We start from the raw sequence: 24,012 nt of genomic DNA, 5'->3' as shown, positions 1-24,012 counted from the left end.
GCAGTTCAGCATCGTTATCGAAAGTCACTCTCCGCTAAGATGACGCCGGTGTCACGCCTCTGGAAAGTGGCATACGCCACGAGCCGTACCATATCTTCGTTCTCCCGCCCCTCTCCCTCTATACTTATCATCACGCACACAATGGTATATAATCCCACGGTACGGGAATAAAAAATCTCTCCCCCGTATTTCTGCCGCAGCGCAGAGGGATTGGAGTGTTATGCCGTGGGAACGGCCTTGGAGCGCGCTTTCGCCTCGATCTTTATAATAGTACTCGGATATTTTCTGAAACGCGTCGGCCTCTTCGGTAAGGATGATTATGACGTGGCGGCGAAGATCTGCATGAACGTCACGCTGCCCGCGGCTATCATCACCGGCTTCGGCAGCTATGAGCAGGATTATTCCCTCTTTATCGTCGTTCTGCTCGGGGCGCTCTGCAACGCGGCGATGATCGCCGCCGCCTGGTTCATCACCGCGCGCTCCGCGAGGAAGGAACGGATCTTTCAGCTCTTTGCCCTGCCTGGATATCAGATCGGCACCTTCACGCTGCCCTATATCGGCGGCATACTCGGCCCCTACGGCATACTGGTCACCTGTATGTTCGACATGGGGAACGCGCTCTTCGCCTGCGGCGGCACCTACGCGATCGTATCGGCCTCCCCCGCCGTGGAGGGCGCGGAGAGGCTGCCGGTCAAAGAGCTTATAAAAAGAGTCTTTTCCACCGTCCCCTTTTTGATTTACATCATCGCCATGGTATGGGTCTCCCTCGGCCTCACCGTTCCCGGCTGGCTGCTTGTCCTCGCGGCGCCGATCGGCGCGGCCAACGCCTTAGTAGCAATGTTCATGATCGGAATGATGATCGAGATACGGCTGGGGCGCGGCGAACTGGCGGCGACCGCCGCGACGCTTGCCATACGCTACGCCGTCTCGGCGGCGCTGGCGCTGTTTTTATATTTCTGCACGCCCTTTCCGCTCGTGATACGCCAGGTGCTGGCGCTCGTCGTTTTCTCGCCCGTCTCCGCGCTCGCGCCGATATTCACCGCCCGCTGCGGCGGGGATATCGGCCTGGCAGGCTTCGCCGGTTCCATATCCATCATCCTGAGCATCGCCGCAATGACTGTCTGCATGATGCTGATGGGGATTTGATTCTTAATTTACAAAGGGCCGCTTGGCGGCGGATGTACGCGGTAAGCGGTCCTTTACGGTCTTTATTTATTTAGGCTGGGGGATGTTGAAGTCCTTCGGCGACTTTTTCGCGCCGCCCGCGTTGTAGATCAGCCAGCTCGCCGTCGATTCGAATTTCTTCGTGAAGTCCGCCGCCTTCTGTCCCGTAAGTCCCATCTTAAAACCGCCCGAGTTCGCCACAAACTCCGTGAAACGCGCCTCGTTGTAGGCCTTCGTAAAGGCCTCCGTCAGCTTCGCAACCACATCCTTCGGCGTACCCTTTTTCACGAACACTCCGTAGAAGGGACCCCACGGCAGATACTGCTTGTACTCAGGATATATCTCCGTGATCGCCGGCACGTCGGGAAGCTGCGGCACGCGCTCCGTGCGCAGCACCGCGAGCCCGCGCAGGCGGCCCCCCTTGATGTATTCGACCGACGTCGAAAGCGCCAGCGGCATCACCTCCGCGTGGCCGCCCATGACCGCCGTCGCTCCCGGCCCGTCTCCGTCAAACTGGATCATGTTGAACTGGATATTATGCAGGTTTTTCATCATCGCTCCCGCCACGTAGGGAAGGCCGCCGGTGCCGGAGGTACCCATCTTGATCTTGCTGTTTTTCTTCGCCGCCTCGACGAGGTCTTTCATCGTCTTGTAGGGCGTCTCGGGGTTGACGCAGATGACGACGGCGCCCTCGACGGGGATGATGATGGGTTCAAAATCATTAAAGCTGAGTGGTGAGAGTCCGAGCACCCTGTAGGTGGCGGGGTTCTCCGCGGCGTAGAGCAGGGTGTAGCCGTCAGCCGGCATGTTGGCGACCATCGTCGTGGCGACCGCGCCCGTGGCGCCGGTCTTGTTCTGCAGGATGATGGTCTTGCCAAGATACTTTTCCGCCAGCGGCGTGATGGCGCGCGAGACTCCGTCGCAGCCTCCGCCGGCGCCCCACTGGATGATACCCTGGATATTTTTCTCAGGGTAGGCCGCGAGGGCCTCCTGCGCGATAAGGACAGCCATAAGCGCCAACAACAATATTTTTCTCATTTTGTATACTTCCCTTCTTCGGTAATTTTATTTATGTTTCGGTAAATCGTTGAGGAACTTTTCACAGCCCGCAGCCATCACCTCCACCGGCGGAGTTTCGCCCGTCCAGATACGCACCGCCTCCGCTCCCTGATAGACGAGCATCCACATGCCGTCCAGCGTCCGGCAGCCGCGCGCGGCGGCTCCGCGCAGCAGGCGTGTCTCGCGTGGGTTATAGACGATGTCACAGACGAAGTGGCGCGGAGAGAGCAGCGAAGTGTCGAAGGCGAGCCCATCGACGGCGGGCCACATTCCCAGGGAGGTAGCCTGAACGACGATATCGGTGTCCGCAAGCGCGCGTTCGATACTTGCGTCGTCGAGCGCCATCGCCTCCGCGATGCCGACTCGCCTCGCATTCATATCGCCGGCGAGGCTCTCCGCCTTTTCAAGGCTGCGGTTTACAATGTAAAATTTCGCGCCGCCGGCGATCGCGAGGGCCGAGGCCACGCCGCGCGCCGCGCCGCCCGCACCGACGACGAGGCATCTTTTGCCGCGCGGGTCGACGCCGCCACGTTCCCGCAAGGCGCGCACAAAACCGGTGCCGTCCGTGTTGTAGCCGATTTTGCGCCCCTCTTTGAAGAGCACCGTATTCACCGCGCCAGACTCGGAGGCCGAGGGATGCAGCTCGTCCATCAGCTCTTTGACCGCCACCTTATGCGGTATCGTCACATTACAGCCCATGAAACCCATCGCCGCCATTGAGCCGACGATACCGGCCATACGCGAGGGCTCCGCCGGAACGGGGATATAGAGCGCGTCAAGCCCCATCTCCGCGTAGGCGTCGTTGTGCATCACCGCCGAGGCGGAGTGGCCGAGCGGCCAGCCGATGAGCGCCGCCGGCCTGGTATTCGCCGAGATGGGCAGCTCCCTCTTTTTGTAGGCTTTCAGCCCCGCCGCCGCCCTCTCCCGAAGCAGCGCGGCGGCACAGCCGCCATGCTCCGCCGCGTCCTCTCCCCACAAAGCCGCGCCATTGTCCTCCGTCATAACGTTCTTTTCCCACATAATTATGTTCTCCTTTCGTAAGCTCTTCCACATAAAACCATGCGCCAGCCGTCAAAGGGCACAAGGCCACCATCGGCTGAAGATTAAATCTTATTTCAGCCTTCCCATTTGTCTTTGTCTGTCGTATTAGCGGAGGGAAACAAAAAAGACCGCGGCCCCTGCGGGCGGCGGTCTTGAAGTATCTCTCAGATCTTTTACTTTATCAGGTCCGAATCACTTCGCGAAAAACGCCAGAAACCCCGAGGCATCAAACGAGCGGGGAAAAGTAAAAAACCAATAAAAGTAAAAGTTTTTATTTAACAGCGCTTTTCCCATAACGTGAGCCTCCCTCTTTCGCGGACGTGACCGTCTCTTGTTTTTGTGAGGTGAATGATACCGCTGTCATTTGTATCTGTCAAGTATGCAAAAGAGCCGCAGCTTACCGTAAACGGCGGGGAAAATAAACTTACTGTTATTTTACCGCCTTTTTCTGTACCGTCGCGCAGGCCACCGCGGCCATTATTATCGCGCAGCCAGCAAGCTCGTACCCAGTGGGATAGAGGCCGAGGACGAGCGGCGTTATGATGAGCGCGAAGACCAGCTCAAGCGTGCATATGAGGCTGACCAGCGAGGCGGGGATGCGTTTCAGCGCGTTGAACATGAATCCGAAGCCCAGCAGCCCCGCGCCGAGCGCCGAGTACTGCATCAGCGCGAATACGGCCCCGTCGATTGCCCTGAGGTCGCCCCAGCCCATCAGCACGGACTTTCCGGCGATGAGCATCGCGCCGCCGAAAAGATGCACGTAAAAGAGCTGTATCAGCGGGTTCGTCGCGCCGCCCATCAGTATCCGGCGGGAGACGAGCGTCTGCCCGGAGAGGCCGATCAGCGAGGCAAGCGCCCACAGCAGACCGGCAGGCGAGACGGAGAACATGCCGCCCTCCTGCCCCATAAATCCGACATAGAGGCCGCCAACGATCATGAAGCCCGCGGCTATCTGCATCTTGGAGGGCTTTTCATGCGTTATGAAGTATGAACCGGCCATCGTCACCAGCGGGAAGGTATAGTGCAGCATAAGCGCCTGGGGCACGGTGAGGTAAAAGCAGGAGACCATAAAGCCGCAGGCGTTCATCACCACCGTCAGAAAGCCGAGAAAAACATAGGTGCGCATGAGGCTGCGTCCGATCCTGTACCACCCCGGCCCGAGGCTGTATCTGAGGTAGAGGGACATCAGGATCACGACGAGCACCGCACGGTAACACATTACCGAGACCATGCTGACCCCCTGCGTACCGATAAACTTCGCGAGCGGGCTCATACCGCCCCATAGCACGGCGGTGCCCAGAGCCATCATCACGCCGCGTGTGTAGTTATTTTTCATCTTTTCACCTTTTCATCTCTTGAATCCGGCTATAAGTCCCTGCTTAGAGCACAGTTTTATGTAATTTACAAAGCGCACCGCCGCGGGCGGCAGGTAACGGTTGGCGTTGTAGGCCATGTAGAGCGTACAGTGGGCGTCAAAGTCCTCCACCCTCAGGGTGCGGACGCTGAGCTTCTTGAGCGCGTCGGTGACGGCGACGAAGGCCACTCCGAAACCGGCGGAGACCAGAGAAAATATCGCCTCTTCGTCAGGCGCCTCGTAGGCGACCCTGGGCACCACGTCGACGCTCTTCAGCAGGTGTTCCACCAGCCGCCTTAGCCCAGAATCGTCCTCGTAGAGTATGTAGGGATAGGGCTCTATCTCGCGCAGGCAGATACTTTCGCGCTCCGCCAGCGGATGATCGGCGGGAACAATGACAGCCATCTCCTGACAGAACAGGGGGAAGAGCGACAGGTCGGGAACCTCCTTCTCCGTGGTACAGAAGCCGACGTCGAAGAGCCCCTCTTTGAGTCCCGCTATCACCTGCGGCGAATTCAGCTGTTTGAAGTTGAAGATTATCTTTTCGTTCTCTTTGCGGCGCAGAAATTCGCGCGCGAGGCGCGGTACGAAGCCATAGCTCCAGGGAGGATTATAGGCGATGTTGATATCGCCCTCGGTCTCGCTCGCGAGGCGCTTCATCTTTATGTTTATCGTGGTGAGCGAGTCCAGCAGCGGCGTTATCTGCTCATAGTAGAGCCGTCCGTATTTCGTGAGGGAGATGCTGCGCTTTTCACGCTTAAAGAGCGGCACGCCGAGCTCGGTCTCCAGATTGGAGATCGAAATGCTGATCGTCGACTGTGAGATAAGCAGCTCCTCAGAGGCCTTCCTGAAATTGAGCAGGCGGGCTACTACACAGAAATATGTCAGCTGCTGCAGCGTCATGGCGGAGACCCTCCCGGCAAAATAGTACGGAGGCGGCCTCTGAAAGGAGAAGCCGCCTCCGTTATTATAGCCTATTTATGGGCGGGACGCGGAATGCCGAATTTCTCGGGCGATTCCTTCGCGCCGCCGGCGTCATAGAGAAGCCATGCGCTGACCGACTGGTTCTGGTTGATGTATTTGCGCGCCGCCTCTCCGGTGAGGCCAAGCTTCACGCCGCCCATCGTCTTCGCGAATTCGTCGAATTTGGGGTCGTTGTAGGCCTTGAGATAGGCCTTCTGGAGCGTGTCATAGGCCTCTTTCGGCGTGCCCTTCTTTACAAATACGCCGAAGAAGGCGCCCCAGGGAAGGTAGGGCTTGTATTCCTTAGCGTAGAATTCCGTGATCGCGGGGACCTGCTTCACCGCCGGCACGCGCTCGGGCGAGATTACCGCGAGGGCGCGCACGTTGCCGGCGTTGATGAAGTTCGCGCAGGAGAGGAGACCAACCGCGACGGCGTCGATATGCTTGCCCATGATTGCCGTGACCGCCGGACCCTCGCCGTCAAACTGTATCTGCGGGAATTTAACGCCGTGCACCTTTTCGATCATCGTCGTGGCGACGAAGGGAAGTCCTCCGGGGCCCGTGGAGCCCATCTTGACCGTTTTACCGGACTTTGCCGCTTCGATAAGGTCTTTGAATGTCTTATAGGGCGAATCCTTCGGGACAACTACCACGCCGACGTTGGCCATCATCAGCAGCACGGGGTCAAAATCGGCGTAGTCTATCTTCGCGAGGCCGGTGACCTTATAAAGGTTGGGGTTCTCCGCGCCAAAGAGCAGCGTGTAGCCGTCGGCGGGGAGGTTGTTTACAAATGTCGTGGCGATCGCGCCCGTCGCGCCGGTCTTGTTCTGCATAATAACCGTCTTGCCAAGCTCTTTGCCCGCCATCGGCGTTATCGCGCGCGCGACGTTGTCCATCGCTCCGCCCGCGCCCCACATGATATACCCCTGCAGATTCTTCTCGGGATAGGCGGCGAAGGCCGCCTGCGCCATCAGGGCCGTGAAAAGCACCGTCAACAATAATTTCTTCATTGTCCTCATACTTCCTTTCGTTTTTATAACAGTGATTTAATGTTTCTGTAAATCCTCAAGAAAACGTTCGCATCCCGCGGCCATCACATCAACCGGAGGCTCCATGCCCGTCCAAATACGGACCGCCTCCGCGCCCTGATATACGAGCATCCACATGCCGTCCAGCGTCCGGCAGCCGCGCGCGGCCGCCTCGCGCAGAAGGCGCGTCTCCCGCGGGCTGTAGACGACGTCGCAGACAAAGTGGCGCGGCGAGAGAAGCGAGGTGTCGAAGGCGACCGTATCTTCGTTCGGGCGCATCCCAAGACGCGTCGCGTGGACGACGAAGTCCGCCTCCTCAAGAGCGCCGCCGACGCCCTTTTTATCAAGGACCAACGGCCTGGCCGATCCCGGACGCAGCGCGTTCATATCATCGGCGAGGCGCTCCGCCATTTCGTATTCCTCCGCGCGGTTGGCGATGAGGAATTTCGCGGCTCCGGCGATCGCGAGCGCGGAGGCGACGCCGCGCGCCGCCCCTCCCGCGCCGATCATCAGGCAGCTCTTGCCGGAGGGATGAAAACCGCCCTTCTCTATCAGGGCGTGTACAAAGCCGGTGCCGTCCGTGTTGTAACCGATCCTGCGCCCCTCTTTGAAGAGCACGGTGTTCACGGCCCCGGACTCGGCCGCCGAGGGGTGGAGCTCATCCATGAGCTCCTTCACGGCCACCTTGTGCGGTATAGTCACGTTGCAGCCCATGAACCCCATCGTCTCCATCGCCTTCACCGCCTCCGCGGCATTTTGCGGCTCCACCGGCAGGGGCAGATAGATGGCGTCAAGTCCCATCGCGGCGTAGGCGTCGTTGTGCATCTCGGCGGAGGCCGAGTGGCCGAGCGGCCACCCGATCAGCGCCGCGAGTTTCGTATTTACGGATATCGGCAGCTCCCTGTTTTTATAGGGACACATGGCTCATGCGATCCCCCGCCATTTCTTGTAGGTCTTGGTCTGGGTAAAGATCATCAGGAAGATGAATACGCAGAGGATGAGGCTTATCGGGCTCGTCACAAATCCCTCGAGGAAGGGCAGGAGTTCGTTTTCCGCGCCCTGCATCGCGCGGCGGTAGTTCGCGTCAAGCATCGGGCCAAGGATTATGCCGAGCACCATCGGTCCCGTCGCGTAGCCGTATAGCCGCATGAAGTAGCCGAGCACGCCGAAGCCTATCATATAGAAGATGTCCACGACGCTGTTCTGAATCGCGTAGGTCCCTATCACCGAGAGGATGATGACTATCGGCATGATTATGCTTTTGGGGATCTCTATTATCTTCGCGAAGGGTTTGACGCTCAGCAGTCCGAGGACGAAGAGCGCGATGTTCGCCACCACCAGCAGGCTTACGATCATCCAGAAGAGGTGCGGCGTCTCGATCATCAGCATCGGTCCCGGCTTGAGGCCGTGGATGAAGAGGCCGCCAATGATTATCGCCGTGATAGCGTCTCCGGGGATGCCCAGGGTCAGCATCGGGATAAAGGCTCCCCCGATCGCTCCCTTGTTCGCCGTCTCGGGGGCGACTATGCCTTCGTAGGCTCCGTGGCCGAAGGGGGTCACGGGGTTGCGGGTGGTGCGTTTCGCCTGGTCATAGGCCAGAAGCGCCGCGACATCTCCGCCGGTCCCCGGCAGTGCGCCGATGAAGACGCCAAGCAGCGCCGAGCGGATGCCGAGAGGCAGGAATTTGAGAAAGGTCGAAAGGTCTGGAACGATCTTGCTGAGGTTCTGTTTCGGCGGATTTTCACCGCCGCCGCGGAACTGGGTCAGCGCCTCGGAGATACCGAAAAGCCCGATCATCGCCGTGACGAAGCTGATGCCCGCCATGAGGTTGAGGTTGCCGAAGGTATAGCGCAGTTCGCCGGTCGAGGGGTCCATGCCGACCATGCTTATGAGAATGCCGATGGTACCGGCCATTATTCCTTTGATAGGATCGCCGCCGCCGATGCTTCCGATAAGCAGAATGCCCATCAGCGCGAGCAGGAAGAAGTCGCGCGGCGAGAATTTAAGCGCGAAGTTGGCGATTATCGGCGCGGCGCAGGCCAGAACCGCGACGCCGACCATACCGGCAAACAGCGAGACCGTGGTGCAGAGGCCGATGGCCTTGCCCGCCTCACCGCGCTGTGCGAGGGGATATCCCTCCATACCGGTGGCGATCGCCGCCGGAGCGCCCGGGATATTGAGCAGGATCGCCGTGATCGCGCCTCCGTAGACCGCTCCCACAAAGACGCCGCACATAAGGGCGAGCGCGTTGTTCAGCTCCCAGGAGAAGGTAAAGGAGATGAGCAGCGACACGGCCATCGTGCCGGAGAGTCCGGGAATGGCTCCCACCCAGATACCGGCGAAGACTCCGGCCCATACGAGGGCCATTACCTGCCAGTCCATGAAGGGAATCAAAAAGTATTGCAAGTTTTGTAACATATCTATATACCCCCTACGGAAGGATTACTAGGAATACGTAACGGAAGATGACGACGAGGACCGCCATCGCCGCCGCCGAGATCACGAACGACTGCCAGATATATTTGCCGCGGTGCAGATAGATCATGCCGATCACCATGAATATATAAGATGAGGGAATGAAGTGCAGACGTGGGAGCGCGATGCAGTAGGCGAGCAGCAGCACGAGGACCACGATGACGTCCTTAGGGAGAAGATATCTAAAGACATTGGGCGAACCGGCCTCCGGCGCCTCTTTTTTGCATGCTTTGAAGATACAGATCAATCCGCAGATGATGATTATGGCCGACGCCAGTTTCGGAAAGACCGACGGCGACGAATAATTTTCGCTGGTCATGTCGAGCGCGAAATAATATCCCAGAACGCCGAACACCGTCGCGATCACCGCAAAGGCCGTCTCTCCCGGCTTTCTGTGTTTTTCAGGGACATAGACGGAAAGATCGCGCGCGGCCTCGTCCTCTATCTCCGCAACTGCCTCGAGATTCTTTATTTCCTGATTCTCTTCGGGATTGCTCATTAAATTAACCTCCGTCTTTTGATTCTTGATTTACAAAGGGCCGCCTGCAGCGGATTTACGCGGTAAGCGGCCCTTTACGGTCTTTATTTATTTAGGCTGAGGGATGTTGAAGTCTTTCGGCGACTTCTTCGCGCCGCCCGCGTTGTAGATCAGCCAGCTCGCCGTAGATTCAAATTTCTTCGTGAAGTCCGCCGCCTTCTGTCCCGTAAGTCCCATCTTAAAACCGCCCGAGTTCGCCACAAACTCCGTGAAACGCGCCTCGTTGTAGGCCTTCGTAAAGGCCTCCGTCAGCTTCGCAACCACATCCTTCGGCGTACCCTTTTTCACGAACACTCCGTAGAAGGGGCCCCACGGCAGATACTGCTTGTACTCAGGATATATCTCTGTGATTGCCGGTACGTCGGGAAGCTGCGGCACACGCTCCGTGCGAAGCACCGCGAGCCCGCGCAGGCGGCCCCCCTTGATGTATTCGACCGACGTCGAAAGCGCCAGCGGCATCACCTCCGCGTGGCCGCCCATGACCGCCGTCGCTCCCGGGCCGTCTCCGTCAAACTGGATCATGTTGAACTGGATGTCGTGGATGTTCTTCATCATCGCACCCGCCACGTAGGGAAGTCCGCCGGTGCCGGAGGTGCCCATCTTGATCTTGCTGTTTTTCTTAGCCGCCTCGACGAGGTCTTTCATCGTCTTGTAGGGCGTCTCGGGGTTGACGCAGATGACGACGGCGCCCTCGACGGGGATGATGATGGGTTCAAAATCATTAAAGCTGAGTGGTGAGAGTCCGAGCACCCTGTAGGTGGCGGGGTTCTCCGCGGCGTAGAGCAGGGTGTAGCCGTCAGCCGGCATGTTGGCGACCATCGTCGTGGCGACCGCGCCCGTGGCGCCGGTCTTGTTCTGCAGGATGATGGTCTTGCCGAGGTATTTTTCCGCCAGCGGCGTGATGGCGCGAGAAACGCCGTCGCAGCCTCCGCCGGCCCCCCACTGGATGATACCCTGGATATTTTTCTCAGGGTAGGCCGCGAGCACCGCGGTTGCCATGCACATTACGATGAAAAGAGAAAGACTCAACGCTTTGAACTTCTTCATTACAAATGTACCCTCCTAGAATATATTTTTGAAAAACAGCCACAACACAACAACAGGAGACGCGGAAAAATCTCTCTGAGCGGTGCTGTAAGGCAGATAGCCCTCTTACAATATTTCCGTTTCATGGAAATTTAATCCGTTACTAGAAATTATCCATACAATACTTTGAAAGTTTTCTTTTGTCAAGTTGCCGCACCTTGAGATATTTTTCCAGATAACGGAAAAGAAATACGTTTTTATTTTTATATTTATTTAATCTTTATATAATTAACTTTACTTAATTAATGTGCTTTTATTTACTTTACAAAATTTATGGATGAAAAGTCGCTTAATATATTTACATTTACGTAAAATGTAAATATATAGTTCTGAAAAATTTCAATAATGACTAAATACGACGCTTTTTCTCCGCTTTGGAGTTCATTTATCGTTATATTTTATTAATCATAAGAGGCTAAAATTCGCCGGAAAAAGCTCTTTTTACAAAAATACCGAATTTATCGTTTGATAAAATCTATCAATAAATATATTTTTTATACGGTGAAGACCACACCCGTCCGCGGATTCAGCCCTCCGAGTCGAATACGCGGCAAAAGAGAAACTGTTCTATGAATAACTAAACAGAGGGCACTACGGACGCGTTAATGCCAGCAATTCTCACCAGACATCAGGATTGGCTTTGTATCTTTATCAACAACTGGCCTGACGTGACAATGGAGCGTGAGACAATTTGGCGTGGCTTTCTGTATAATGATATACGTCTTATATGTTTTCATAACATTTCATGACAGGACGGCGGAAGGAGGATATCCATTGGAACTGCATCAGCTTCGATATATGATGGCGGTGGCGAAATATCAGAGTTTTACGCGAGCCGCCGAGGAGATAAATATTTCGCAGTCGTCTCTCTCCACACAGATAAGCAAACTTGAGGCGGAACTGGGGACAAAACTCTTTGAACGCGGCGCGCGGCTTATCACGCTTACGCGTGCCGGGGAAGAGTTCCTACCCTTCGCCAGCGAGATCTGCGATAAAGAGGCGACCTCGCGCGAGCACATGAAGATGTTCACGGCTCCCGACCGCGGCGTTATCAAGTTCGGCGTCTTTCCCGGGACGGAGCGCTATGATTTTTTCCCGCGGCTTTCGGAATTTGCCAAGAGGTTTCCCAATATATCTCTGGATTTCTACGAGGCGGAGGGGACTGTGCTCGTCGACATGCTGAAGAACAACGAGATCACCTGTGCCTTTTGCTGCGCCCCCGACGTCTGCGGCGATGTGAAGTTCTTTCACCTTTATACCGACGAGATGGTGCTTATCGCCCCACCGGATCACAAATATGCCGAACGCGGAGAAATATCGCTGGAGATGCTGCGCGGCGAGACGTTCATATTTTCCGAGATCGGCTCGCTTTATACCACAGTTCTGGGCTGTGTGATGAATTCGCTGAACAATACCGGAGGGGATGATGGGATAACCCTGCTCAAGACCCACGGTACGAGCCTGCTCACCAATATGGGGATGGTAGCGGCCGGCTTCGGCCTCAGCATGTGCTCCGAAAAGGCGGCGAAAAATTATTCCGCGATCGGTTACAGGACGCTGAAGCTGGCGCCGCCAATCCCGCGGATATTCGGCATCGCTGTGGCTCAGGGCAATCTTTCGCAGCCGCTCGTAAAAAATTTCATAAATTTTATCTGCGGCTTCTGCAAATAGATATGTTGCGGGGAGTTTTTAAATCTCCCCGCGCACATCCGTTTTCTGCCGTTATTCAGCCAGCCTCATGCGGATCATATTCAGGTGATCCCCTTCGCCGATCGTCTCGCCCCTCTGGTTCACGAGCGTAACGTGTTCGTTGATTATTGCTCTTCCCGGCTTCTTCGTCTCGCGCTTCATCGTAATCTTTGTAACTCCGTGCAGCGTGTCGCCGATGAATATCGGTCCCTTGAAATCCCATTTCCACGAGAGCGAGGCAAGTCCGGTGCCGTCGAAAAGACCGAGGCGGAATATCAGCCCGTCAAGATAGGCGAGGCCAAGCAGGCCGTGGCCAATCCTCCTGCCATAGATGTTATGCTCCCGGCAAAACTCCTCATCGGTGTGGACGGGATTGCAGTCTCCGGTGAGCGCGGCGTACATCACAATGTCGCTCTCCGTTATCGTGCGCGCCGGAGTGGTGAATTCGTCACCGATCTCCAGCTCTTCGTAAAATTTTCCGCGCGGGCGGTCTGTCATATCATTTCTCTCCCTTGTTTATGTTTTGTGAAACATTATCTCATTAGGAGGCTAGGCAGCCATAAACTGATGGCCGGGATATAGGATATCATCAGGATATCGACAACAAGCACTCCTATGTACGTCAAAAGGTAGCGTCCCATCTGCTCGACGCGGAGTCCCGTCAGCTGGCTCGCAACGAAGAGGTTTACTCCGAACGGAGGCGTGATGAACCCGATCGCGAGGTTGCAGACTATGATCACTCCCATATGGAGCGGTGCGATGCCCAGGCTCGTCGCCACCGGCATTAGTATCGGGGCAAGTACGACGATGGCAGGTGTCGTATCAAAAAACATTCCGACGATTAGAAGCAACAAGTTTACAATAAGCAGGAAGATTATTTTGCTGTCGGTGATGCTGATGAACCAGTTGCCAACAAGATGTGGAATACGGTAGATCGTAAGGATATAGGCGAAGATACCTGCCGCCGAGATGATTATCATTATTTTGGAGACCAGCACGATCGTCTCGGCGAATATCGGGAAGAGATCTTTCAGTTTAAGCTCTTTATAGACGAAGGCTCCGACAAAGAGGGCGTAAGCCGAGGCGACCACGGCCGATTCAGTCGGCGTGAATATGCCTTTATAGATACCTCCCAGAATGAGGACCGGCATAAATAGCGCCCAGACGCTTTCCTTGAAGGCCTCCCAGCGCTCGCGCCACGGCAGCGGCCTGTCCGGCTTGTAGCCGTTCGTCTTCGCCACGCAATAGGCGACGAGGATGAGGCTGCATCCGATCAGTATCCCAGGCATAACCCCCGCCATAAAAAGGTCGCCTATGGAAACGCCGGTGGCGAGGCCGAATATCACGAAGGGGATCGAGGGAGGGATGATGACCCCCAGCTGCCCCGCAGTAGCCTCCGTCGCCGCGACGAACTTTATGTTATAGCCTTTAGCCAGCATCGCCGGTATCATAATGGAGCCGATCGCCGCCGTCGTGGCAGGTCCGGAGCCCGAGATCGCGGCAAAGAACATAGAGGCGAGGATAGCGACGATCGACAGCCCTCCCGTGATGCCGCCCACGCAGGCGTCGGCGAATTTAACAAGACGCTGCGAGATACCGCCGCCCTTCATGAGCGAACCGGCGAGGACAAAGAAAGGTATCGCGAGCAGCGGCGCCGAGTCAACCGCAGAGAACATCCGCTGCGCGAGCACGATCGTCGGCGTTTCGTTCGCCCAGATCATCGTCAGCGCTGAAAGGCCGATCGAGACGGCCATCGGGGCGGTTAGCAGCAGGCAGATGAAAAGCGTTCCGAACATTATCAGCATGACGATTCCCTCTCAATCTTTTCCAGCGGGTCTATCTCCTTTCCGGAGTTAAGCGTGCAGAGCGAAGCAATCGTATTCGCAATGATCAAAAACGAACCGACGGGCAACGCCGCGTAGGGTATCGCCATCTTTATGCCGAGTATCGGCGTCACCTGCATACTGTTTATTTTCATCATATTCAGTCCGTACGTGAGGACGAAGAAAAAGAAAATTATCGTAATGATATGGCAGAACCATTCAAACAGAGCCCTGTTCTTATCCGCGAACGGAAGCATCGAATAGATGACCTCCATTTTTATCATTTTGTTGCCGCGCGCCGCGAGCGCCGTACCCAGGAATACTATCCACACCGTTGAATAGCGGCTTATTTCATCCCCCATTAGAAAGGGAATTTTCAGAACGTACCGCGAAAATATCTGCGTAAAGAGCATTACAAAGGCCAGCGCCAACAAGAATACGAGGAAAATCATCACTGCGCGGTTTATAATTTCCATAAGTTTTAGAAATGCAGCTTTCACTATTTTTCACTCCTGTAAAAATTTTTGCGGAAGAGGGCGGAGCTTCCGGCTTCGCCCTCTTGCCGTCGTCGTATTATTTAACGTTTTTCTTTTCCCATTCAGCCCAGGCCGCGTCTATGACTTTGATAAACTCCTTACCATTCTTCGGATCATATTTTTCGATATATTTGACCTGCATCGGACGAAGCTCGTTACGCATATTTACAACCTCTTTGGGTTCCATCGCCTCAGTGATGACGATGCCCTTACTCTTAAGGAACGCCAGCCCCTGCGTGTCCTCTTCGATCAGCAGCCTCCTCATGTTTTTAATCCCGTTTTTCGCGGCCTCTGTCAGTATCTTCTGCTGCTCTGGAGTACAGGAATCGAAGAATCCCTTGTTTACTATAAGCGGCGCGCGCAGGTAGAGGTTGCCGGAGAGGGTTAGATATTTCTGAGCCTGATAAAAGTTGGATTTGATGATGTTGCCGATAAGGTTCTCCTGCGAGTCGATAAGCCCTTGCTGCAGCGATGTGAATACCTCTGGGAAGGGAACGATTACCGGCAGCGCGCCGAGCATTTTGAGCGCCTCGACCTGCCCGGGATTCTCTATGCTGCGCACCTTCAGCCCCTTGAGCTGAGACTGCTTCGTAATCGGCCCTTTGTTATTGGTGATATGTTTATAGCCGCTCTCCCAGTAGGCCAACCCCTTCATGTTGGACCTTTCGAGATCCTTGAGCATTTCCATCGCTGGCGCGCTCGTGAATATTTTGTCGGCAGCTTCGTAATCTTTGTAGCTGCCGTGCGGCACCATAAGGTGCAGCTCAAGTGCGTTGAAGCTGGGAACAAAGGGCGCCAAGTCCGCCGCGCCGCCGACATAGCCCTGAATAATGTTGCTTTGGAGTGCCTCTATCATTTCGCGCGTGCCGCCGAGCTGCGCGTCGGCGAAGAGTTCGCCCTTGATCGCGCCGCCGCTCTTCTGTTCCACCTCTTTGATAAAGAGTTCGAGCGCTTTGGCCTGTGCCGTGTCGCGCGCCGTCACAAGTCCGACCTTCATCACCTTTGGCTTCGCCGCCTCAGCCTGCGCTCCAAAACTCAGCAACATCGCCGCAAAAATAAGTACCGCTGCCACCATAAATTTTTTCATCTTCAAGTCCTCCTGTTTAGTATTTTTTATCGTTCTTACGATTTAAGCCATTCTTCCCTGATATCCATTCGCCCCTCGGCAAACAGACGCGAATCCATGATTTTGACCTCTTCCGCGATCAGCGGGCGGAATCCCATGTGCGCCACGACGTCATGTTCGATATCGATGCCGGGAGCGACCTCGATGAGCATGACGCCGGAGCTCGTGAGGCGGAAGACTGCCCTTTCGGTTAGGTAAAGGACCTCCTGTCCGTTGCGCAGCGCCTCGGAGGCGCTGAACGATATCTCCTCCGTCTTCATAAGGAATTTTTTAAAACGCCCCTCGCTCACAATCCGGATCCGCCCCTCTCCGACCGCAGTCTTCAGCCCTCCTGCGGTCAGCGTGCCGCTGAAAATTATCTTCCTGCTGCGCGAAGATATGTCGATGAAGCCTCCGACTCCCTGGATCTTGCCGTTGAAGCGGCTGACGTTGACATTGCCGACGGGATCTACCTCGGCAAAGCTGAGGAAACAGACGTCGAGACCGCCGCCGCCGTAAAAATCAAACTGCGCCGGCATATCCGCAAGCGCCTTTGAATTTACGCTGGCGCCAAAGAATATCCCCTGCGCCGTCACCCCGCCGATCGGACCGGTCTCGATCGTCAGCGTGAAATTGCCGCCGAGCCCCTCTTCGCGCGCGACGCTGCCAATGCCGTCCGATATCCCTACTCCGAGGTTGCCGACGTCGCCGTCCCTTATTTCCATCAGCGCGCGCCTAGCTATGACCTTGCGTTCGTTAAGCAGCAGCGACTCGCACTTGCCCTCTTCCGCGATATAATCGCCGCAGAGAAAGCGGTTTTCCGGCGCGTTATAGAGCTGGCACTGGCCGGGATCAACCACCACGGCGTCCACCAGATAGCCGGGTATCTTCACGTCGCGCGGGTGGATCGTCCCCGCTTTGACAAGGTTCTTCACCTGCGCGATGACGATGCCGCCGTTATTGTGCGCTGCCTGTGCCATCGGCAGCGAATCAAGCCACGCAATCTCGCTCTCCATGCTGATGTATCCGTCGGTATCCGCCGTGGTCCCCCTGATCACCGCGACGTCTATCTTCGGTGCCCGGTAATAAAGCCACTCCCGCCCGTCCATCTCGACGAGTTCTATAAGCTCCTCCGTGGTACGGGCGTTGAGCCTGCCGCCCGTCTGACGCGGGTCGATATAGGTGTTGAGGCCGGAATGGGTAAGCAGTCCGGGCTGTCCCGCGGCCGCCGTGCGCAAGAGCTGGCTCATCGTTCCCTGCGGCAGACAGTATGCCTCGATCTCGTTGCGTTCGGCCATCTCCGCGAGACGCGGAGACTGTCCCCAGTGGCCTCCGATGGCGCGCTTCACCAGTCCCGGCTGCGCAAGCGGCGACATGCCCCTGTCGCCGCGGTCGCCGAGGCCTGTGGCGTGCCAAAAAGTCAGGTTTTTCGGCTCGCCCGTTTCACGAAAACGCTCGGCGAGACCGTCTATCAGCTTTGTCGGTTCGGTGATGCCGCCGCCCGCTCCTACGATCGCCACCACCGCCCCGTCCTCTATCATCATTACGGCCTCCCTAGCCGAAAGTACAGGAACGGGGCCTCCATGTCTGCGATATTTGTTCATCTCTGCACACTCCTTCAGGCAATACGCCAACAGCGGAATGAAATATTGCCGTTTCCATCCTCTTGTTTATCTGTAAAATTCCTACAAAAATTTGATAGTTTTATTATAGATAAGAAAATAAAGATTGCAATTTCGCTTAACGATAGAAGTTATCGCGAAACGGAATGACATGCCTGTTAAGGAGGCGGCAATGGATGCCCGGCGTTATAGAATTTCAGGATTATTCATGTCATACTAAAAAAGAGAGGGGACAATCCCCTCTCTTTTTTCAGCGACACGGTCTTTTATCAACGCCCTCCCGTGAACGCGGGACAAGGCCGCCGGATGTGTTCAGTTCGCCTCCGTCAGCTCTATCACGATTTCGCCGGGCGCCGTGAACCAATTTTCTTTGCCGGGAAAGGGTTCAGCACCACAGGCTAAGGCGGCGGCTAGCCTCTCTTTGACATCGGCGCAGGCTACCGCTATATGGGCCAGCTTCCCGCCGCCGCAGCAGGGCTTTTCTATCAGTTGAATTCCTCCGTCAAGCCAAGCCTGACGCAGCGCGTCATCTCTGCGATCGTCAACGACGGACATTTTAAATGTCCTTTCAAAAAATTCTACACAGCCGTCAATGTCGCCCACATAAAGCGCGGCATGGTCCAGTTCGACTGCCCTCTTCGCAGCCTCCGCCTTTAGCTTGTTTGCCGCCTCGATACCCTTCACACAGGCCGTGAGCGTTCTGTTTACCGGCGCGGTGAGGCCGGCCTCCTCCGCGGCGCGCGCCAGCGCCCCGTTTATGAAATCTATCTCCGTGGGCCGTCCGCTCTCCACGCTTTGCAGCATCGAGGTCTTGAAGTCGTAGGCGAGGCCACGCCTGGCCTTCTCCCATATTTTCTTCGGGTCTTCGCACGAGAGCTTGATCCCAAGCTTCCGCGCCGCCTCGATTCCTTCGCGTACCGCCGCGCATCCGGACCTTTCCATCTCCGGCAATTTGTAGAGCTCGCCGTAGCAGAGGCCGCTTATGGCCGACACCGCGCCCGTCGCCGAATTCAGCAGCAGCTTGTCCCAGATGAGGCCCCTGATATTTTCGCTGACCGTCGTCCTCATGCCGGCGGCGTTAAACAGCTCCGCGATCGCACGGATCCTCTCCGTGACAGAGCCGTCGAGCTCGCCTATTACCGTCTCTTTCGCGCTGATCCCCGCTTTGACGACTCCCGGAGAGAGGAGCACGCCGCCAAGATAACTCTTGCCGCTGACGACCTTTTCCGCGCCGACCATCTCCGCGATTAGCTCCTCGTTGCCGAGGCCGTTCTGCAGCGTCAGCACCGCCGTTCGCTCGCCAATGAGCGAGCGTGCTCCCTCTATCGCCGACTTAGTGGCAAAAGATTTCACCAGCACGATAAGCAGCTCCGCCGGGGGAAGCCCCAGCGCCTCGGTGACGGCGATGGGACGCGCCGTGCGTTCAATGCCGTCGGCTATCATCTTCAGCCCCGATCTGTTGACGGCCTCGACATGCGCACGGCTGCGCGCGACGAGGGTGACGTTGTTGCCGGCGAGCGAGAGCGCGCCGCCGATGGCGCTGCCTAACGAGCCCGCGCCAAGAATTACCGTCCGCATCCCGCGCACCGTTAGAGCCCGTGGAACGGAAGCTTCCGCCCCTCAGCCGCCGAAAGATAGGCGGCATACATCAGCTGCGCCGTTTCACAGGCGATATCTATGTTTGAAAGCGGCTCACGGTCAAAGGCGACGCATTCCATGAAATCCTGGAACTCCTGGATCTGGCCCCGGAACCACTCCTCTTCAAGCATGACGTACTGATATCCCCTCTTCGTCTCTACGTTGCCGGTGACATAGACATCCTTCAGCGTCTCGTCGTTCGCGGCGTAGGAGACAAGAGAGTTGTTCTGGCAGATGTTGCAGTACATGTTGCCGCCCGTCGTGTTGACCTCTACGGTGTTACGGATGCCGCCGGGGATCGCGTCGGAGGCGAATACCGTCGCCTTCGTGCCGTCGCCGAAGGTCAGCTGCATCATGCCCGTGTCCTCCACGTCTTTGGGGCGGGCCACGATCGCGCCGCGCTCGGACTCCGGCAGATTACTGAGCGCCGTCCCCACGTCGCCGTAGACGTCGCGCACGGAATAGGCCTCGCCGCGCGCCGCCGCCTCCGTACGTTTGAGGAAGAGCACCGCCGAGAGTGGATGGCACCCCTGGCGGATCAGCGCGCCCCCTCCGGAGTTCTTCCATTCGTCGGCGAGCCGCGTATGCGCGCCGCTGTGGCTCTCGTCGGCCTTCATGAGCATGATCTTATCCTTCGAGGCGCGCAGTATTTCGGCGCTCTTCGTCACCGCGGGCGCGTAGATCCAGTTTTCGGCGTACATGAAGAGCCGCCCGCTCTTTTTCACCGCTTCGCGCAGCCGGTCGAGGCGGGAGGCTACGACCTCGTACATCTTTTTCCTGTCCACCTCGCCGACAAGCTGCGGATCGCCGGGTTCGCCGAAATATCCTGTCAGCGGCTTCTCGCAGATAACGTGCTTGCCAGCCGACAGCGCCTCTTCGATCATCACGTGATGCATATTCGTCGGCGTGCAGAGGTCGATGACGTTGAGGGAAGCGTCGTTTAGAAGCTCTTTATAATCCGCGCAGATGCGGGGTATGCCGTATTTCGCGGCAACCTGCTCCGCGAGCTCCCGGTTCGGCTCGCAGAGTACGCTCACCTGCGCGTCCACCCCGTAGGCGCGGTTGATGCCATAGGCGTGGAACTTTCCCGCGAAACCCGCTCCGCAGAGCCCTACGCGGACCTTTTTATTTTCAGACATTTTTTCTACCTCCGTTTGGTAAAGACTTATATAAAAATAATGGCGGCCTCCCATACGGAAACCGTCATTATTATTGTTGATTATCCTATATCCGGCACGAAATTATCCCTTAGAACTTGATTACTTCGCCCTGTTCCCTCGTGACCGAGCCGTCGTAGAATTCGCCGAAGAGGACGTCCTCGCTGGGCTGATCCTTCATGATCGGTCGCGCCACCCAGGTGCTGTTCATGTAATGCTTGAGCGCGATGTTCTCGGAGACCTGGTTGCCGCCCCAGGTGCCACAGCCCATGCTGGAGGTCATCGGCATGCCGTTCTCGGCGGAGCCGGCGTTGGCCTTTGACTGAGGCTGGCGGACCATTACGCGGGTGACGGGGGCGCGGAGCGCGAGGCGCTGGATGTGATCTTCGTCAAAGCTGTAGATGCCGCAGGAGTGGCCGCGGCCGCCGACCTTGTATATCTCATCCATCATCTTGAGCGCGTTCTCAAACTCGCCCTCATATTTGTAGATGGTAAGAAGGGTGGTGAGCTTTTCGCCGGAGAACTTGAACTCCTTGCCGATACCCTCGCTGTTGACCATCACGAACTTGCGGTCCTCGGGGATCTCGAAGCCAGCCTTGCGGCAGAGCTCCTGCGGTGAGACGGCGACAGTGGCCACGATGCGGTGTCCCTCTTCGTCCCACATCGCCTTTTTGAGCAGGGCGCGCTCTTCATCGGTCGCGAGGTAGCCGCCCTCGGCGATAAGAGCCTTAACGGTCTCGTCGTAAATGGCGTCGCTGATGATGATGTTGCCGTCCGCCGAGCAGCCCGAACCGAAGTCCGAGGTCTTGCTTATGCGGGTGTTGCGGGCCGCCTCGGCGGGGATCGCCGTCTCATCGTAGATCATCGTCGCGTTGCCCGCGCCGGAGCAGTAGGCCGGTTTGCCGGAGCTGTGGGCCGCCTTGGTCATCGCTGGGCCGCCGGTGGCCATGATGAGGTCGCAGCGCTTCATCGTCTCGGCGACGAGGTCCATGTTGACCTCGGAGACGCACTGGAGAAAGTCGGGATTCTCGCCGATGGACGCGAGCGCGTCGCGCATGACCTGGACTACCTTATTGGTGGTCTTCACCGTGCGGGGATGAGGAGAGAAGACGACGACGTCGCGCGCCTTAAGGGCATAGATGGCGGTGACGATCGGGGTAAGTTCGGGATTGGTCATCGGGATGAGCGAGGTGATGACGCCCGCGGGCTTCGCGTAGCGGGTGATGCCCTTTTCGGGGATCGTCTCGATCGCGCCGACGCTCTTCTGGCGCAGCGCGTCGCGGAGCACTCCAAGGATCTTGTGGCGCTTGCCGTAACGTCCGTTCCTGTCTCCAGCTCCCGCCTCGTCAACGCCCATCCAGCATATCTCCTGGAAGGTTTTGGGATTGCCGGCCGCCCAGGCGACGCAGCGGACCATGCGGTCTACCTGCTCCTGGGTGTAGTTCTCGATCTGCTTCTCCGCCGCCCTCGCCCTTGCGAATATTTCGTCAAGCTGCGCCAGCTGCTCGGGTGTTACTTCGTGCTTTGCCATTGAATAACATCTCCTTGAAATTTTTTATAAATTTAGATGTTTTAATCCTATTTCTGTTATACGGAAACTAAAACTGTTTATCGGAAACAAGTATAAGATAAACCTCTTTTATCCCCTTGTCAAGTACCATTTGTTAGAATTTATTTCCATTATATGGAATTTAATCAAAAAGTTTTCTCTTCTGCTGCAAATATATGCGTCGTCCATCATCCACGGGAAGACAGGCGGCGCAGAGCGCCTCCGCCAAACCGTCTCTGAGCCTCTTTTTTTTCGTAAAAAGATGCCGGAACGATATCCGCTCCGGCACTTTTTCGCCTAACTTTTCCCTGTCCGCCGTCTCTGCCGGCAGAGGCGGCGGCGCGCCGGTCTTACTTTTTCTTTGTCTTCTGTTCGCGAAGCTCCGCCATGTACCAGGGAGTGGTATCTTCCCACTGCCACTGTCTCCAGGGCTTCTCCTCGCCGCGCTTGCGGTAGATGTCGTTGATATTCCAGCAACCCCAGGTTACAACAGGGGCGTTTTCCATACGCACGTCGATGACGCAGGGTTTGTTGGAGGCCAGGGCCTCCTCAAGCATCGGCTTGAACTCCTCAGCCTTCGTCACCTTATAGCCTTTGATTCCGTAGGCTTCGGCGATCGCCGCGAAGTCGGGGCTGTAAGGCTCCCCGTCCCTCATAAAGAGCGTGCCGAACTGGTGGTCGTAGTGCTGGCGCTCAAGGCCCGCGATCGTTCCGAAGGCGCAGTTGTTCATGACGACCCAGACGACCGCCACGCCGTCCATCGCGCCGGTCGCGAAGGGCGAGACGTTGGTGCCCATACCGCCGTCGCCGATGAGGGCGACGACCTTCTTGTCGGGGTTCGCCACCTTCACGCCGATAGCCGCCGAGGGGCCGTAACCCATCGTGCAGAGGCCGCCGGGGGCGACGAAGGTGCCGGGCTCGTAGATGTCGAACTGCTGCCCGACGCCGTTCTTGTTCCAGCCTACGTCCGCCACCACATAGCCGTCGCGCGGCAGCGCCTCGCGCAGGTCTTTAAGGATACGCTCGGGGCGCATCGGGTACTGCGTGGAATTCTGGGCCTCGACGAGCGTCGCCTTATAGGCTGCCTTTGCCTCGGCGATCGCCTTGACGATCTCGGGACGTTTCACGCCGTTGGGGTACTTCCTCTTAGCCGCCGCGAGGATCGCCTCAAGGGCCTCCTTCGCGTCGCAGATCGCACCGATGGCGGTCGGGAAGTTGCGCCCGATCTCCTCCTGGTTGATGTCTATGTGGATCAGCTTCGTCGGGGGCACGTCAAAGGTCTCGCCCATATACCATGAGCTGCAGTCCGCCTCCGAGAGACGCGTGCCGACCGCCATCATAACGTCGGCCTTCATCGCCGTCGTGTTGTTGAACTCCGTACCCCAGAAGCCGGTCATACCGACGGCGAGGGGGCTGTCATCGGGGATCGAGCCCTTGCCCATAAGCGTATAGAGCACGGGGATCTCAAGATGCTCGGCAAGCTCGGTGAGCGCCTTTGCGGCTCCGGAGGAGATAACGCCGCCTCCGGGATAGAGGATCGGGGTCTTGGCCTCCGCGAGCATCGTCGCGATCTCCTCCGCGGCGGCCTCCGAGAGGCCGGGCTTCGGGAGCTCGGGGAAGTTGTTCATGCGCTGTTCGAAGAAGCGTGTGTCAAGCTCCATCGAGAAGATGTCCATCGGAATCGAGACGAGGACCGGGCCGGGACGTCCGGTGACGGCGAGGCGGAAGGCCTTGTCCATCACCTCGGGAAGAAGCTCCGGGCGGTTGACGCGCCAGGCGCGCTTCACAAAGGGACGGTATATCTCATACTGGCTTGCGTCGGCGTGCATATTGACCTCCTGATGGGGATGGCGGCCGAAGTAGCAGGAGGGCACGTCGCCAGCGATGACGACCATCGGAATCGAGTTGAGGCCAGCCTCAGCGACACCGGTGGTGGCGTTCGTAAGTCCGGGGCCGAGATGCGTCATGAGGACGCCGGGAACCCGGCAGTCCTTGCCGCGGGCATAGCCGTCGGCGGCGTGCGCCGCGATCTGCTCATGGCGCACCGAGATGTAGCGGATATTGCTGTCCTTGAGGGCGTCAAGGAAACCGATCACCGTGTGGCCGCAGAGACCGAAGATATTTTCCACGCCGCGTGATTCGAGAAACTTGACCAGCTGGAAGGATACGAGATCTTTTGCCATTA

Annotated in this window: 20 protein-coding genes; 2 read left to right on the top strand and 18 right to left on the bottom strand. The window is 57.1% G+C overall.

Annotated elements, in window-relative coordinates:
- Nucleotides 1-225: 225 nt before the first annotated feature.
- Nucleotides 226-1,146: an AEC family transporter gene (locus BED41_RS01890; RefSeq protein WP_066742378.1), complete on the top strand. Its 921-nt coding sequence runs from the start codon at nt 226-228 to the stop codon at nt 1,144-1,146.
- 66 nt (nt 1,147-1,212) lie between these two features.
- On the opposite strand, the gene BED41_RS01885 is transcribed toward BED41_RS01890, so the two are convergent.
- From BED41_RS01885 to BED41_RS01845, 9 genes are all read right to left on the bottom strand, one after another.
- Nucleotides 1,213-2,202 carry a Bug family tripartite tricarboxylate transporter substrate binding protein gene (locus BED41_RS01885; protein WP_066742375.1) on the bottom strand — a complete coding sequence of 330 codons (990 nt, stop codon included), beginning with the start codon at nt 2,200-2,202 and terminating at the stop codon, nt 1,213-1,215.
- Between the two features lie 27 nt (nt 2,203-2,229).
- A complete protein-coding gene (locus tag BED41_RS01880; protein ID WP_229712371.1) occupies nt 2,230-3,243 on the bottom strand; it encodes a shikimate dehydrogenase in 1,014 nt (337 codons plus the stop codon).
- Between the two features lie 451 nt (nt 3,244-3,694).
- The gene (locus tag BED41_RS01875) at nt 3,695-4,600 is read right to left on the bottom strand and encodes a DMT family transporter (protein WP_066742368.1); all 906 of its coding nucleotides are present in this window, start codon (nt 4,598-4,600) and stop codon (nt 3,695-3,697) included.
- A 12-nt stretch (nt 4,601-4,612) separates the two neighbouring features.
- Nucleotides 4,613-5,521, bottom strand: a complete 909-nt coding sequence (locus BED41_RS01870; RefSeq protein WP_066742366.1) for a LysR substrate-binding domain-containing protein — start codon at nt 5,519-5,521, stop codon at nt 4,613-4,615.
- A gap of 71 nt (nt 5,522-5,592) precedes the next feature.
- Nucleotides 5,593-6,591 carry a tripartite tricarboxylate transporter substrate binding protein gene (locus BED41_RS01865; RefSeq protein WP_066742364.1) on the bottom strand — a complete coding sequence of 333 codons (999 nt, stop codon included), beginning with the start codon at nt 6,589-6,591 and terminating at the stop codon, nt 5,593-5,595.
- Nucleotides 6,592-6,627: 36 nt separating this feature from the next.
- On the bottom strand, nt 6,628-7,530 hold the full coding sequence (locus tag BED41_RS01860; protein ID WP_066742362.1) for a shikimate dehydrogenase: 903 nt from the start codon (nt 7,528-7,530) through the stop codon (nt 6,628-6,630).
- Between the two features lie 3 nt (nt 7,531-7,533).
- On the bottom strand, nt 7,534-9,027 hold the full coding sequence (locus BED41_RS01855; protein WP_066742359.1) for a tripartite tricarboxylate transporter permease: 1,494 nt from the start codon (nt 9,025-9,027) through the stop codon (nt 7,534-7,536).
- 13 nt (nt 9,028-9,040) lie between these two features.
- Nucleotides 9,041-9,583, bottom strand: coding sequence for a tripartite tricarboxylate transporter TctB family protein (locus BED41_RS01850; RefSeq protein ID WP_066742356.1), 543 nt, complete (start codon nt 9,581-9,583; stop codon nt 9,041-9,043).
- Between the two features lie 87 nt (nt 9,584-9,670).
- Nucleotides 9,671-10,669 (bottom strand): Bug family tripartite tricarboxylate transporter substrate binding protein, encoded by a 999-nt coding sequence (locus BED41_RS01845; RefSeq protein WP_066742353.1) that lies wholly within the window; start codon nt 10,667-10,669, stop codon nt 9,671-9,673.
- Between the two features lie 813 nt (nt 10,670-11,482).
- On the opposite strand from BED41_RS01845, the gene BED41_RS01840 reads away from it, so the two are divergent.
- The gene (locus BED41_RS01840) at nt 11,483-12,379 is read left to right on the top strand and encodes a LysR family transcriptional regulator (protein ID WP_168160213.1); all 897 of its coding nucleotides are present in this window, start codon (nt 11,483-11,485) and stop codon (nt 12,377-12,379) included.
- Nucleotides 12,380-12,430: 51 nt separating this feature from the next.
- Here BED41_RS01840 and BED41_RS01835 read toward each other — a convergent pair whose 3' ends face one another.
- The 9 genes from BED41_RS01835 to BED41_RS01795 form a co-directional block, all read right to left on the bottom strand.
- A complete protein-coding gene (locus BED41_RS01835; RefSeq protein WP_066742348.1) occupies nt 12,431-12,895 on the bottom strand; it encodes a MaoC/PaaZ C-terminal domain-containing protein in 465 nt (154 codons plus the stop codon).
- Nucleotides 12,896-12,930: 35 nt separating this feature from the next.
- Nucleotides 12,931-14,202, bottom strand: coding sequence for a TRAP transporter large permease (locus BED41_RS01830; RefSeq protein WP_174544907.1), 1,272 nt, complete (start codon nt 14,200-14,202; stop codon nt 12,931-12,933).
- Nucleotides 14,196-14,720 carry a TRAP transporter small permease gene (locus BED41_RS01825; protein WP_168160212.1) on the bottom strand — a complete coding sequence of 175 codons (525 nt, stop codon included), beginning with the start codon at nt 14,718-14,720 and terminating at the stop codon, nt 14,196-14,198. Before BED41_RS01825 ends, BED41_RS01830 begins: the two co-directional genes overlap by 7 nt.
- 73 nt (nt 14,721-14,793) lie before the next feature.
- Nucleotides 14,794-15,843 carry a TRAP transporter substrate-binding protein gene (locus BED41_RS01820; protein WP_066742340.1) on the bottom strand — a complete coding sequence of 350 codons (1,050 nt, stop codon included), beginning with the start codon at nt 15,841-15,843 and terminating at the stop codon, nt 14,794-14,796.
- A gap of 35 nt (nt 15,844-15,878) precedes the next feature.
- Nucleotides 15,879-17,465: an acyl CoA:acetate/3-ketoacid CoA transferase gene (locus BED41_RS01815; protein ID WP_066742337.1), complete on the bottom strand. Its 1,587-nt coding sequence runs from the start codon at nt 17,463-17,465 to the stop codon at nt 15,879-15,881.
- A gap of 330 nt (nt 17,466-17,795) precedes the next feature.
- Nucleotides 17,796-19,061, bottom strand: a complete 1,266-nt coding sequence (locus tag BED41_RS01810; RefSeq protein WP_084002538.1) for a 2-dehydropantoate 2-reductase — start codon at nt 19,059-19,061, stop codon at nt 17,796-17,798.
- Between the two features lie 11 nt (nt 19,062-19,072).
- Entirely contained in the window at nt 19,073-20,260 is a 1,188-nt protein-coding gene (locus tag BED41_RS01805; protein WP_066742331.1) for a Gfo/Idh/MocA family protein, read from the bottom strand.
- Nucleotides 20,261-20,369: 109 nt separating this feature from the next.
- Nucleotides 20,370-21,809 (bottom strand): aldehyde dehydrogenase family protein, encoded by a 1,440-nt coding sequence (locus tag BED41_RS01800; protein ID WP_066742329.1) that lies wholly within the window; start codon nt 21,807-21,809, stop codon nt 20,370-20,372.
- 368 nt (nt 21,810-22,177) lie between these two features.
- Entirely contained in the window at nt 22,178-24,010 is a 1,833-nt protein-coding gene (locus BED41_RS01795; RefSeq protein WP_066742326.1) for a thiamine pyrophosphate-binding protein, read from the bottom strand.
- Nucleotides 24,011-24,012: the final 2 nt, after the last annotated feature.

The organism is Cloacibacillus porcorum, from assembly GCF_001701045.1.
Lineage (GTDB): Bacteria > Synergistota > Synergistia > Synergistales > Synergistaceae > Cloacibacillus > Cloacibacillus porcorum.
This window is presented reverse-complemented; position numbering and strand designations above follow the sequence as displayed.

What these genes read in the sequence shown, in the direction of transcription:
- BED41_RS01835 (WP_066742348.1), bottom strand. Translation starts at nt 12,895, where the DNA reads ATGACAGACCGCCCGCGCGGAAAATTTTACGAAGAGCTGGAGATCGGT.
- BED41_RS01870 (WP_066742366.1), bottom strand. Translation starts at nt 5,521, where the DNA reads ATGACGCTGCAGCAGCTGACATATTTCTGTGTAGTAGCCCGCCTGCTC.
- BED41_RS01880 (WP_229712371.1), bottom strand. Translation starts at nt 3,243, where the DNA reads ATGTGGGAAAAGAACGTTATGACGGAGGACAATGGCGCGGCTTTGTGG.
- BED41_RS01795 (WP_066742326.1), bottom strand. Translation starts at nt 24,010, where the DNA reads ATGGCAAAAGATCTCGTATCCTTCCAGCTGGTCAAGTTTCTCGAATCA.
- BED41_RS01875 (WP_066742368.1), bottom strand. Translation starts at nt 4,600, where the DNA reads ATGAAAAATAACTACACACGCGGCGTGATGATGGCTCTGGGCACCGCC.
- BED41_RS01855 (WP_066742359.1), bottom strand. Translation starts at nt 9,027, where the DNA reads ATGTTACAAAACTTGCAATACTTTTTGATTCCCTTCATGGACTGGCAG.
- BED41_RS01860 (WP_066742362.1), bottom strand. Translation starts at nt 7,530, where the DNA reads ATGTGTCCCTATAAAAACAGGGAGCTGCCGATATCCGTAAATACGAAA.
- BED41_RS01865 (WP_066742364.1), bottom strand. Translation starts at nt 6,591, where the DNA reads ATGAAGAAATTATTGTTGACGGTGCTTTTCACGGCCCTGATGGCGCAG.
- BED41_RS01815 (WP_066742337.1), bottom strand. Translation starts at nt 17,465, where the DNA reads ATGAACAAATATCGCAGACATGGAGGCCCCGTTCCTGTACTTTCGGCT.
- BED41_RS01830 (WP_174544907.1), bottom strand. Translation starts at nt 14,202, where the DNA reads ATGCTGATAATGTTCGGAACGCTTTTCATCTGCCTGCTGCTAACCGCC.
- BED41_RS01845 (WP_066742353.1), bottom strand. Translation starts at nt 10,669, where the DNA reads ATGAAGAAGTTCAAAGCGTTGAGTCTTTCTCTTTTCATCGTAATGTGC.
- BED41_RS01805 (WP_066742331.1), bottom strand. Translation starts at nt 20,260, where the DNA reads ATGTCTGAAAATAAAAAGGTCCGCGTAGGGCTCTGCGGAGCGGGTTTC.
- BED41_RS01810 (WP_084002538.1), bottom strand. Translation starts at nt 19,061, where the DNA reads ATGCGGACGGTAATTCTTGGCGCGGGCTCGTTAGGCAGCGCCATCGGC.
- BED41_RS01850 (WP_066742356.1), bottom strand. Translation starts at nt 9,583, where the DNA reads ATGAGCAATCCCGAAGAGAATCAGGAAATAAAGAATCTCGAGGCAGTT.
- BED41_RS01885 (WP_066742375.1), bottom strand. Translation starts at nt 2,202, where the DNA reads ATGAGAAAAATATTGTTGTTGGCGCTTATGGCTGTCCTTATCGCGCAG.
- BED41_RS01820 (WP_066742340.1), bottom strand. Translation starts at nt 15,843, where the DNA reads ATGAAAAAATTTATGGTGGCAGCGGTACTTATTTTTGCGGCGATGTTG.
- BED41_RS01800 (WP_066742329.1), bottom strand. Translation starts at nt 21,809, where the DNA reads ATGGCAAAGCACGAAGTAACACCCGAGCAGCTGGCGCAGCTTGACGAA.